This is a genomic window from Shimia sp. (assembly GCF_965227725.1).
Lineage (GTDB): Bacteria > Pseudomonadota > Alphaproteobacteria > Rhodobacterales > Rhodobacteraceae > Shimia.
Map to the genome: position 1 here is coordinate 949,730 of NZ_CBDDGH010000001.1, position 11,727 is coordinate 961,456.

General features: G+C 58.8%; 11 protein-coding genes. 6 read left to right on the plus strand and 5 right to left on the minus strand.

All coding sequences use genetic code 11. From position 1 onward, the window contains the following. Nucleotides 1-7: 7 nt before the first annotated feature. The 3 genes from ACO07T_RS04440 to ACO07T_RS04450 all read left to right on the plus strand — a co-directional run bounded on the left by ACO07T_RS04440 (nt 8) and on the right by ACO07T_RS04450 (nt 2,210). The gene (locus ACO07T_RS04440) at nt 8-886 is read left to right on the plus strand and encodes a trypsin-like serine peptidase (RefSeq protein ID WP_422048418.1); all 879 of its coding nucleotides are present in this window, start codon (nt 8-10) and stop codon (nt 884-886) included. Between the two features lie 76 nt (nt 887-962). Beyond that, nucleotides 963-1,688, plus strand: a complete 726-nt coding sequence (locus tag ACO07T_RS04445; protein WP_209057939.1) for an SDR family NAD(P)-dependent oxidoreductase — start codon at nt 963-965, stop codon at nt 1,686-1,688. A 114-nt stretch (nt 1,689-1,802) separates the two neighbouring features. After that, complete coding sequence (locus ACO07T_RS04450; protein WP_422048419.1) at nt 1,803-2,210, plus strand: hypothetical protein; 408 nt, start codon at nt 1,803-1,805, stop codon at nt 2,208-2,210. Between the two features lie 97 nt (nt 2,211-2,307). On the opposite strand, the gene ACO07T_RS04455 is transcribed toward ACO07T_RS04450, so the two are convergent. Beyond that, nucleotides 2,308-2,877, minus strand: a complete 570-nt coding sequence (locus ACO07T_RS04455) for a carboxymuconolactone decarboxylase family protein (protein WP_422048420.1) — start codon at nt 2,875-2,877, stop codon at nt 2,308-2,310. A 79-nt stretch (nt 2,878-2,956) separates the two neighbouring features. Continuing rightward, nucleotides 2,957-3,559: an alpha-ketoglutarate-dependent dioxygenase AlkB family protein gene (locus tag ACO07T_RS04460; protein ID WP_422048421.1), complete on the minus strand. Its 603-nt coding sequence runs from the start codon at nt 3,557-3,559 to the stop codon at nt 2,957-2,959. 220 nt (nt 3,560-3,779) lie between these two features. On the opposite strand from ACO07T_RS04460, the gene dnaK reads away from it, so the two are divergent. Then, nucleotides 3,780-5,702, plus strand: coding sequence for a molecular chaperone DnaK (gene dnaK, locus ACO07T_RS04465; RefSeq protein WP_422048422.1), 1,923 nt, complete (start codon nt 3,780-3,782; stop codon nt 5,700-5,702). A gap of 80 nt (nt 5,703-5,782) precedes the next feature. Next, nucleotides 5,783-6,934: a molecular chaperone DnaJ gene (dnaJ, locus tag ACO07T_RS04470; RefSeq protein ID WP_209057950.1), complete on the plus strand. Its 1,152-nt coding sequence runs from the start codon at nt 5,783-5,785 to the stop codon at nt 6,932-6,934. 516 nt (nt 6,935-7,450) lie between these two features. On the opposite strand, the gene ACO07T_RS04475 is transcribed toward dnaJ, so the two are convergent. After that, nucleotides 7,451-8,326, minus strand: coding sequence for an alpha/beta fold hydrolase (locus ACO07T_RS04475; RefSeq protein WP_422048423.1), 876 nt, complete (start codon nt 8,324-8,326; stop codon nt 7,451-7,453). Between the two features lie 23 nt (nt 8,327-8,349). Beyond that, on the minus strand, nt 8,350-9,189 hold the full coding sequence (locus ACO07T_RS04480) for an amino acid ABC transporter substrate-binding protein (protein WP_209057954.1): 840 nt from the start codon (nt 9,187-9,189) through the stop codon (nt 8,350-8,352). A 207-nt stretch (nt 9,190-9,396) separates the two neighbouring features. Here ACO07T_RS04480 and radC point away from each other — a divergent pair, with 207 nt between their 5' ends. Further along, nucleotides 9,397-10,158, plus strand: coding sequence for a RadC family protein (gene radC / locus ACO07T_RS04485; protein WP_422048424.1), 762 nt, complete (start codon nt 9,397-9,399; stop codon nt 10,156-10,158). A gap of 1 nt (nt 10,159) precedes the next feature. Here radC and ACO07T_RS04490 read toward each other — a convergent pair whose 3' ends face one another. After that, nucleotides 10,160-11,719 (minus strand): phosphate ABC transporter substrate-binding/OmpA family protein, encoded by a 1,560-nt coding sequence (locus ACO07T_RS04490; RefSeq protein WP_422048425.1) that lies wholly within the window; start codon nt 11,717-11,719, stop codon nt 10,160-10,162. Nucleotides 11,720-11,727: the final 8 nt, after the last annotated feature.

Here is an 11,727-nt window from a genome sequence, read left to right on the forward strand (position 1 = left end):
CCTGCGGATGATGAAACCAATCTGCCGAGCCTGCGCCTTTCTGATTGCTCTGCTCTGCGCCCTGCCTTTTGCGCAGGCCCAAACCACCACCGCGCCGGATGCGGGCCGGCCTGATGCCGGGCCGCTGGGGGATGATCTCTATGTTTTGCAGCTCGATGCCCTCTGCGGCGCGGGCAAGCAGCTGTCTCAGGGCTGTCAGGCCATTCGCGACCGCCAGATACTGGACGCCTCCGTAGCCCCGTGGCGCGCCATCGGTCGGGTCAATTTTGCCAGCACCTCTCAGCGCCAGCATTGCACCGGCGCGCTGGTCTCTGAACGGATCGTGCTGACTGCCTCCCATTGCCTGTACAACTTCGCCCGCAAAACCTGGATCCCGCCGCAGAGTATCCGCTTTGTCGCGGGCTATCAGCGCAGCACAGCTGTGGCGGTGTCTCAGGTTGCCCGCTACGTGCTGCATGAGGTGCAAGACCCGCACAGCCGCGACTTCAAAGGCGACTTCCCACGCGACTGGGCCATGCTGATTTTGAAAGACCCGATCGGACGCGACACAGGCTTTCTGGAAACGGTCGATTTAGGCTCTGTTTCAGCCCAAAACGCAGATTTTGCCCTCGCCGGATACCCCGCGCTGCGGCAACATGTACTGTCTCTGGCGCAGGACTGTGGCGCACCGGGGTTCAGCACCGACCGGCGGCTGATGTTTCAACGCTGCGCCACCATGCACGGGGATTCCGGCGCCCCCGCCCTTGCCCTGATTGACGGCGTCCCAAAGGTGGTTGGCATCTTCACCGGCGCGGTCTCAAAGCAATCGGAATTCCTGAGCGTCGCGATCCCCATCAAGAGCTTTGCCGCCGCGCTGGAACTGGAGCGCAATTGGGAAGGCCAATAGGTGCTCTCAATGGTTGTAATTCCTCCGCGACAGGATCAAGTTACCCCCAAGCAACCACCATCGCGGATGACCTTCCATGCAGAAAACGCTTCTCCTCACTGGCGCCAGCCGCGGCATCGGGCACGCCACTGTCAAGCGCTTCTCAGAGGAAGGCTGGCGCGTGCTGACCTGTTCCCGCCAACCCTTTGATCCGCGCTGCCCCTGGCCTGATGGTGAGAAAAACCACATCCAGCTCAACCTCTCTGACCCGGCAGACACCATCAACGCGGTGGAGCTGATCCGCGAGCGGCTTGATGGGCCGCTGCACGGGCTGGCCAACAATGCAGGCATTTCCCCCAAAGGCCCCAATGGCGAGCGGCTGAACACCTTCACCACCGATCTGATGGACTGGGGCAAGGTCTTTCACGTGAATTTCTTTGCCTCCGTGATCCTTGCGCGCGGCCTACGTGAAGAACTGGCCGAGGCCAAAGGCTCTATCGTGAATGTCTCCTCCATCGCGGGCTCACGGGTACACCCTTTCGCGGGCGCGGCCTATGCCACCTCCAAAGCGGCCCTGGCGGCGCTGACCCGCGAAATGGCGCATGATTTCGGCCCGCTGGGCGTGCGCGTCAACGCCATCGCGCCGGGCGAAGTGGAAACCTCGATCCTGTCCCCGGGCACCGAAAAAATCGTCGAAGCCCTGCCGATGGAGCGCTTGGGCCAGCCCCGCGAAGTGGCCGATGTGATCTATTGGCTGTGCTCGGATCAGTCGAGCTATGTCACGGGTACCGAGATTGAGATCAACGGCGGCCAGCACGTGTGAGTGCCACTTAAATAGCCGAGCAGAACAGCCCGTTTCGGCGGATATAAGCAGAGCACGAAAGTCCGACCTCTTACCCGCTCGACTCATTCCTAAGGTTGCGCCTAAGCTGAAGGCATGGATGAGGCGTTCAAAGATTTTTTGAAAGACATTTCCGTATCATTCCTTCAGGGAAATCTGCCACTTTGGCGGTCCCGGCTGATCTTGCCCTTAACGATCACGACCAAAACAGAGCACACCATCCTGAGAACCGAAGAGGAAGTGGCCGAAAATTTCGGGATGTACCTGAAAGTAAGAGATGCCCTGTGTGTGGAAGTCGCCGACCGCATCCCGGTCATGCTGGAACATTCCCCGGACGGCACATGGGTCGGCACATTTCAAACGCGGCTGCTCCGCAACGAAGCGCTTATTGAAGAGCCTTATACGTCGACAGCGATCATGCATATTGTTGAGGATCGCTTTCGCATGACCACTTACGTGAATGCACGCGGGCATTATCAATGGACAGAGCGCGCGGACGCCTGATCCCATGCATGGCTTGCGCAGGTAGCTATGACCGCACAGCGGTCACTAGAACCGCCTTAGCTTTTTAGAAGGGCTCTCCAATCAGCCGGCTGGAAACTCACTCAGACAATCCGTTTGCCGCACCAAAATCCGAATAGCAGCTTCGGCTCCGCAGAGGTGCCAAAAGCGTCTCTCCGACGTGTTTTGGATCAAGATAGTAGCTTGTGATCCCGGTGCCCTCCAAAACCCTGTTCATCATGTTGAACAATCCGCACACCTGAATGGCGTCAAACAGCGCAGCCTCCGACCAGCCCGCCTCATAGACAGCCTTTGCGTCAGCCTCCGTGATCCGACTCGGGGCAAGGGTGAGCTCTTTGCAGAATGCCAGTATTGGCTTGAGCGCCTCATCAATTGGCGCCGTCTCCAAATCGTGCATCATGGCCTCAATTGCATCAACGCTCACGCCAAATGCCTTTGCATGGACCATATGCGCCCCATGGCAAAACGCGCAGGCATTCAAGCCAGACACATAGGCGGCAATCGTTTCGCGCTCCGCAATAGAGAGGCTGCTGTCTCCGCGCATCACCCGGTTTTGGTATTCGGCCAAAGGTGCCAGCTTGGACGGAAAGGCCTGATACACAGTGCCAAGCGTGGCATCCTCAGGCAAAGATGGAAAAAGCCGTTTCATCGCAAAACCTCCCAACGCGCAACGTAACAAGGGCTTCAGTGTAGCATCGACAAACCCACCGCCAAAGGAGCTCACCCGTTCAGCTCACCCCTTCAACAACCCGCAGGGTCACGTTGATCCGCCCGCCATCAGGCAGAAGTGATGAACTGCCAAAGCGGATGCGGTCCACGCCGTGATAGGCCAACCTTGCCTCGCCGCCCATCACCACCACATCCCCGGAGGTCAGCCAGACCGATTGTGTCTTGCCGCCCCGTTCCGTGCCGCCCATACGGAAAAGCCCGTCGTCCCCCAGCGAGATCGTCAGCACCGGATAAGAAAAATCTACCTCGTCCTTGTCCTGATGCAGCCCCATGCGTGCGCCTTCGCCGTAGTAGTTGATCAGGCAGCAATCCGGCTGGCGGGTCAGCCCCGTGATGTCTTTCCACAGGGTCAGAATGCGGTCGGGAATCGGCGGCCAATCCATGCCGTCCGGGTGCTGCGGCTCATAGCGGTATCCACGCCGGTCGCTGATCCAGCCCACCCGTCCCGCGCTGGTCATTTTCACGCTCATCGGCTTGCCCCAGCGAGTCACCGGAGATCGCATCGGCGCGGCCTGCGCGACGCTGCGTAAATCATTAACCAAATCTAACTGATCCGCGCTGTTCAGATAGCTCTTCAACAGCTCAAAACCGCCAATTTTCATGGCTTGTTCCAATTTCCCCGCCCCCACGGCAAAAAACCTCTGCAAAATGTAGCCAAAGGACCACAATCGCCCAATGGAGACGCTTGCAGGCTTTTTTCTTGCTCCCTATATACGCTGCGAAGCGCATTTTGGCTCAGTTGCCAAATGCACAATGGATCGGGGCATGGATGCCACAAAGGGTCCGGCCTTGAAATATCGCCTTAAGTAGAAGGGATCAAAAATGAGCAAAGTGATTGGTATCGATCTCGGTACAACCAACTCCTGTGTCGCCATCATGGATGGCTCCCAGCCAAAAGTAATTGAGAACGCAGAAGGCGCGCGCACCACGCCGTCTATCGTTGCGCTCACCGATGACGAGCGCCTTGTGGGCCAGCCGGCAAAACGCCAGGCCGTCACCAACCCAGAAAACACCATCTTTGGTGTGAAGCGTCTGATCGGTCGTCGTAAGGATGACGCAGCGCTGTCCAAAGACCTCAAGAACATGCCATTCTCCGTGATCAACGGCGGCAATGGCGACGCTTGGGTCGAAGCCAAGGGTGACAAATACTCCCCATCCCAAATTTCTGCTTTCATCCTCGGCAAGATGAAAGAAACCGCTGAGTCTTATCTCGGCGAAGACGTGACACAGGCTGTGATCACCGTGCCTGCCTACTTCAACGACGCACAGCGTCAGGCGACCAAAGACGCCGGTAAGATCGCGGGCCTCGAAGTGCTGCGCATCATCAACGAACCAACCGCGGCCGCGCTGGCCTATGGTCTGGACAAAGAAGACACCCAAACCATTGCCGTGTATGATCTCGGCGGCGGTACTTTCGACGTGACCATCCTGGAAATCGACGACGGTCTGTTTGAAGTGAAATCCACCAACGGTGACACCTTCCTCGGTGGTGAAGACTTCGACATGCGCATCGTGAACTACCTCGCGGATGAGTTCAAAAAAGAGCACAACGTCGACCTGACCAAAGACAAGATGGCGCTGCAGCGTCTGAAAGAAGCCGCAGAGAAAGCCAAGATCGAGCTGTCCTCGGCCAACCAGACCGAAATCAACCAGCCGTTCATCTCCATGGACCCGACCAGCGGGACCCCGCTGCACATGGTCATCAAACTGACCCGCGCGAAGCTGGAAAGCCTGGTGAACGACCTGATCAAGGCCTCCATGAAGCCTTGTGCCGCCGCTCTGAAAGACGCAGGCCTGTCCGCAAACGAGATCGACGAAGTTGTTCTCGTGGGTGGTATGACCCGTATGCCAAAAGTCATCGCAGAGGTGACCAAGTTCTTCGGCAAGGAGCCGCACAAAGGTGTGAACCCTGACGAAGTTGTGGCCATGGGTGCCGCCATTCAGGCCGGTGTTCTGCAGGGCGACGTGAAAGACGTTGTTCTTCTGGACGTGACCCCGCTGTCTCTGGGCATCGAGACCCTCGGTGGCGTGTTCACCCGTCTGATCGACCGAAACACCACCATCCCGACCAAGAAGTCTCAGATCTTCTCCACAGCCGAAGACAACCAGAACGCTGTGACGATCCGCGTCTTCCAAGGTGAGCGTGAGATGGCGGCGGACAACAAGATCCTCGGCCAGTTCAACCTCGAAGATATCCCACCGGCGCCACGCGGCATGCCGCAGATCGAAGTGACCTTCGACATCGACGCCAACGGCATCGTGTCTGTGGGCGCGTCCGACAAAGGCACCGGCAAAGAGCAGAAGATCACCATCCAAGCTTCCGGTGGTCTGTCTGATGCGGACATCGAGAAGATGGTTCAGGACGCCGAAGAGAATGCCGAGGCCGACAAAGAGCGCCGCGAGCTGATCGAAGCGCGCAACCAGGCGGAAAGCCTCGTGCACGACACCGAGAAGCAGGTGGCAGAGCATGGCGACAAAGTGGACCCATCCACTGTTGAAGCCATCGAGCTGGCCGTGGCCGCGCTGAAAGACGATCTGGAAAAAGACGACATCACTGCTGAGAAGCTGAAGTCCGGCATCCAGAACGTGATGGAAGTTGCGATGCGTCTGGGCGAAGCGATCTACAAAGCCAGCCAGGACGATGCAGGCGCTGCTGACATGCCTGACATGGACGACGCTGGTCCGGCTGCTGACGATGACATCGTTGACGCCGACTTCGAAGATCTGGACGACAACAAGCGCTGATCCCAGCGCTCCCGGACATGAAAATCGGGCCGGTCCGATCTCCGGACTGGCCCTTTTCATTCCGACCAAAGGAGTAACCCATGGCAAAACGTGACTTCTACGAGGTGCTTGGCGTCAGCAAAGGGGCTTCGGCGGACGAAATCAAAAAAGCCTACCGTAGGAAAGCCAAAGAGCTGCATCCGGACCGCAACAAGGACAACCCTGAGGCGGAAGGACAGTTCAAAGAGGCCAACGAAGCCTACGAAATCCTCAAAGACGCAGAGAAGAAAGCCGCTTATGACCGCTTTGGTCACGCTGCCTTTGAAGGTGGCATGGGTGGTGGCGGAGGCCGTGGCGGCCATCCGGGCCAAGGTGATTTTGCCTCAGCCTTCTCTGATGTGTTTGACGACCTTTTTGGCGACTTCATGGGCGGCGGTGGCCGTGGTGGCGGCGGGCGTCAGCGCGCCTCCCGTGGTGCCGACCTGCGCTACAACCTGCGTGTGACCCTTGAGGAAGCCTACTCCGGCCTCCAGAAAACCATCAACGTCCCGGCCTCCGTGTCCTGTGAGAAATGCTCAGGCTCCGGTGCTGAGGGCGGCGCTGAGCCGACCACCTGCCCGACCTGCTCCGGCATGGGCAAAGTGCGCGCACAGCAGGGCTTTTTCACGGTGGAACGCACCTGTCCGACCTGCTCGGGCCTCGGTCAGATCATCAAGAATCCCTGTAAGGGCTGCCACGGTCAGGGGCGCGTCGAGAAAGACCGCGCACTGTCTGTGAACATCCCCGCAGGTGTGGAAACCGGCACCCGCATCCGCCTCGCTGGCGAAGGCGAAGCCGGCATGCGTGGTGGCCCCGCAGGCGACCTCTACATCTTCATCGAGGTGGCGCAGCACAAGATCTTTGAGCGTGACGGTGTGAACCTCTACTGCCGCGTCCCGGTCTCCATGTCCGCCGCCGCTCTTGGCGGAGACATCGAGGTGCCAACCATCGACGGAGGCCGCTCGCGTGTGAAGATCCCGTCCGGCTCGCAATCGGGCCGCCAGATGCGCCTGCGCGCCAAAGGCATGCCCGCCCTGCGCGGCGGCGGCACCGGCGACATGATGATCGAACTGGCAGTGGAAACCCCGGTGAACCTCACCAGCCGCCAGAAAGAGCTTCTGCGCGAATTCGAAGAGCTGTCGGAGGAAAACAACCCCGAAAGCAGCAGCTTCTTCAGCTCCGTGAAGAGCTTCTGGGATTCGATGAAGGGGTAGATTGGAATGGGCGACACTGTCGCCCATTCCCACATCGATCAACCGCTGATACGGCGACATTCCGAACACTTCGGCTTTCCACCTGTGCCAGAACGCAGATTTTCGCTCTCGATATTGTTGCCGGTATTACAGTTCGTCTCGTCATGATAGACGCCAGACTTGATTGAGTGCCAAGGCGATTTCTTAGCCATGAGTTCTCTCTTTCTCCGGGTACACCGGAACTATGAAGCCGCTCTTGACTAAGTTTACCCAGTAGATTCTACTGAGCGAGTCTATTCGGTAAGAAACGGCTCCGTTTCATATACTGAAGGAAAGCGCCACTAGGAGAGTTAAGAGGTTCCTAGTGGCGTACCCTCATCACAAATCATCGGTACAATGTTAGCGTGAGTCAACATATAGCCTGTGGGTAAGTCTTGACCACAATCTAAATGCTGGAGAATCCACAGCAATTTGGGATCACTCGCAACCGATGCAGCATATGTAGTGATCCGATAGAACTTAAAAGCGATTCTCTTGCTAACGAACCGCCCCCTCCAAATGCCCCAGCACTGCCGCCAGCACGTCCTCCGGCTGCTCCTCAATCAGGAAATGCCCCGCTTCAACGCCCTTCCCCACCGCGTTCGGGAACCACGTCTGCCAGCACTCCAGAGGGTCCACGTGGTGGTCGATCACGCCTTTTGTGCCCCAAAGCACCAGACAGGGCATCTCAAACTGCCGCCCCTCATCCGCCCGATCGTGCTCCAGATCCACACTGGCTCCGGCCGCATAATCGCCGCACCAGGCATCCACCACGCTGGGCTTGCGCGCCGCCGCCTCATAGGCCGCCAGAGCCGCTGGGTGAAACATCTCCAAACTGCCTGACAGCCCGACCAGCGCGGAATGCAGATAGAGCACCGGATCGCTTTTGATCAGCGCCTGCGGCATACCGCCGGGCTGCGCCAGAAAGGTCCAGTGGTAGTAGCGCTTGGCCAGCCAGTCATCCATCGTGCGCCACACATCCAGCGTGGGCAGAATGTCCATCAAAGCGATGGAGCGCACCGCCTCCGGATGGTCGAGCACCATGCGATGTGCGGTACGGGCGCCGCGGTCATGGGACACCACATGAAACCGCTCATACCCCAGCGCGTGCATCACCGCGACCTGATCCTGCGCCATAGCCCGAAACGTGAAATCCCCATCATGTGCCACAGAGTCACCATAGCCGCGCAGATCTGGCACGATCACGCGGTACCGCGCTGCCAGCTGTTCGGCGATGCCGTGCCACATCACATGGGTTTCCGGAAACCCGTGCAACAACAGAAGCGGCGCGCCTGCCCCGCCCACACGCAGATGAATGCGCGCATTGGGCAGGTCAATCTCATGTGTCTCAAAGCCGGAAAACACGCCGCTCACGCCTCTCTTCTAGTGCAACCGCCTCACCGTGGGAGCGGTGCCATGGTGAACATCGCACGCAGGAAATCTCCCGGCTGAATGCCTGGCAGCGTCGCTTCAAAGACCTTCTGCATCACCCCGCGCGCATACATTTCAGACAACAGGCCATCCACCAACAGGCGGAAATCCGTGTCGCCGCGCGCCATGGCCAGCCCGTGCTGCTCCACCGTGAGGATCGCATTACTGAGCTTAAGATTGCCGCGATCTTCGCTGCTCAGCCACAGTGCCGCGAGAATGGACTGGTCCGCGAAATAGGCATCCAGCTCGCCATTCTCCAACGCCTCCATCGCCGCATCATGATCGGCAAAGCGCACCACCTCGGCAAACAGCCCCGCCCCAGTCAGCGTATTGGTGAGCGCGGTTTCGGTGGTGGTGTCGCGCCGCACGCCCAGCTTCTTGCCCGCCAGATCCGCAAAATTGTCCGAGCCGTTCAGGGGCAGCAGGATTGACGTGCCATCGGCAAAAACCGGAATGGAAAAATCCACGATCTCGCGCCGAGACAAGGTGATGGTGGCCGCCCCGCACAGCAGGTCAATCTCACCCGCGGCCACTTTCTCAAACCGGTCCTGCGCGCCGACGGGTACAAATTCCACATCCAGATTGGGGATCTTGATCGTGTTCAGAATGCCCTGCGCCAGTTCGGCACACACCAGCGGCGTGTAGCCACTCGGGTTGCCGTCCTCAGCCTGAAAGGACAACGGCGCCGCATCCACGCGATAGCCCAGTTTGAGCTGCCCGGTTTCCTTTATCCGTTCGATGGTCTGCGCACTGGCAGCCCCCGCCAAAAGGGCAGTGGCCATAACAAGGCTCAAAAAGGATTTCATGGGGTATCCTGTCTCAAAAATAATTTGTGTTGACGTTACCTTTCCAGCTTCCGGGAAGGGCCACAAGCGCGATTTCCGCGCACAAAGGTTAACGAAATTGACACCGTCGCGTTACAGCCGCGATACAGACGCGATACCGACGTGCGATTTTGCAGAAATCTGACCTTTGTTAACCTTTGATTTACCATCTTTGGAGATTGTTAACCCATGTCCAGAGCGAACGACTTTGGGGAACGGCCGTTGCCGCTTTTTGAAGCGGACGAGGCCGTTGGGTCGCCGCTCAAGGCCGGTAAACTACCCTCCTATATTGCGGATCACCGCAAGCGCCTGCGCACCCGCTTCATTAACGGCGGCGCGCAGGCGCTCCCTGATTATGAGCTGCTGGAACTGGTGCTATTTCGCGCAATCCCGCGACGGGATGTGAAACCCCTCGCGCATAAGCTCCTGGAAACATTCGGAGACTTCAACGCCGTCATCAGCGCGCCCCTGCCGCGCCTTGCGCAGGTCAAAGGCGTGGGCGAAGCGGTGATCTGTGAGCTGAAGGTGATTGAGGCCGCTGCCCACCGTCTGGCCCGCTCGCGTGTGATGCACCGCCCGATCCTGTCGAGCTGGGAGGCGCTGCTGGATTATTGCCACACCACCATGGCGCATCGCGACACCGAACAGTTTAGAGTGCTGTTTTTAGACACAAAAAACACCCTTATCGCCGACGAAGCGCAGGCGCAGGGCACGGTCAATCATGTGCCGGTCTACCCCCGCGAGGTCGCCAAACGCGCACTCGAACTCAACGCAAGCGCTCTCATTCTGGTGCACAACCACCCATCCGGGGACCCGACCCCGTCAGAGGCGGATATCGCCATGACACATCAGATCGACATGGCCTGCCAGACCCTCGCGCTGACCCTGCATGACCATATCATCATTGGGAAATCCCGCGAGTTGAGCTTCCGCTCCGAAGGGCTGATTTAGGTCACTTGACCCAAATCTCCACCCGCCGGTTCACCTGCCGCCCCCAGGCGCTGTCATCACAAGCCATGGGCATGGCTTCGCCAAAGGCATGCACCTGAATATCCATCCGCTCAGGCTGTGCGGTCTCCGCAGCCGTCAACACAGCCTTGCGCACCGAATCCGCCCGACGTTCCGCGATCTTCTGGTTGCCAGCCGCCGGGCCGTTACCATCTGAAAAGCCTACAAAATAGAGGCTTCTTGCGTCATAAACTCCGGCCTCGAGCGCCCGCGCCAGCTGTTGCACATTGGAGCGCGACTGCGCATCCAAACGCGAGGATCCCGCTTGGAACCGGAAAGAAATCGACAGGCGTTTCATGCCAGAAAGCGTGGATGTCAGGCGCTGTAGGTCCTCAAGCCCGACGTCTTCCCTAGCCACGGAAATCGCATTGGCAAAGCGGTCTCCCTGCAAGTTGACCGGCACCTCTTCGGCGGTCTGATCCACAAAGCCAGCCCGCCGGATCACGATCTGTGCGGAGGGGCTGCGGGTATAGCTCAGGAAATCCCGTGCGATTTTGGGCAAGCGACGGGCCGGAAAATAGAGGAACATCGGGGCGTTTAGGGGATAATCCTCGGTTTTGATGGTGCGCCGCGAGGCTGCCAGAGAAAACCCGCAAGCCCCCTGCAAGGTCACAAGCTGCGTGTTGCCGCGATCCGCATAAGACGCGATGCCAATGGCAAACGGGTCCCGCTCCACCGCATGAACCAGCGCCTCATTGCGGCTGTGGCGCGCCGCCGCCTCATCTGTTCGCAGATTGGCGCGGAGCATCAGCTGATCTTCGACCGCCTGCGCAAAACCGGACTCCCCTGTCATCATATGAACGGAAATCGGCGCATCCGGGCCGCCAAGCGCTGCCCAATTGTCGATCTTCCCGGCAAAAACCTCAGCGAGCTGCAGCAAAGACATGGACGTGACCGGATTGCCAGCGGCCACGATGGGCACCATCCCGTCGAGCGCCAGAACGCGGCTGCGGTTGGCGTCTGTCATATCACCCAGTCCGGCCTCATAGCCCAGCTCTGCCTCCTTGGGGCGGATCTCACGCAGGGACATGGCAATGTCGGCCTCATCCGCCAGAAGGTCGGCAAACCCTTCTTCCGCGCTGCTCGCATGAAAGCGGAATTTGGCGAGCGTTTCGCCTCCGTTCGGTGCGCTGAGGATATAGGTAAACCTTTGTTTGCTCTCAGATTCTCTGGCCACCTCATAGCCCTCTGCCTGTGCAAAGGCCTCAAGCAGCGCAGGCATCAGGATGTCAGCCATGGTCGCGGATCCGGAGATCGAGACATCGGCGACGAAGTTGATCAGATTGGGGCAGCCGGGGCCTTCGCAGAACACACCGGAGCCATCCACGGTCAGTTCGCCGTAGATCGTCTGCACACGATAGAACTCTCCATCAAACCCCAAAAGGGTGCCGGAGATTTCAACTTCTCCGTCGTGAGATTTGAGGAAAACGTCCTGAGAAAGGGCAGATGTGACACCTGCCAAAAGAAGAAGTGCGGCGTAAACCGCCGCACGAAACTGCATCATTGTGATGT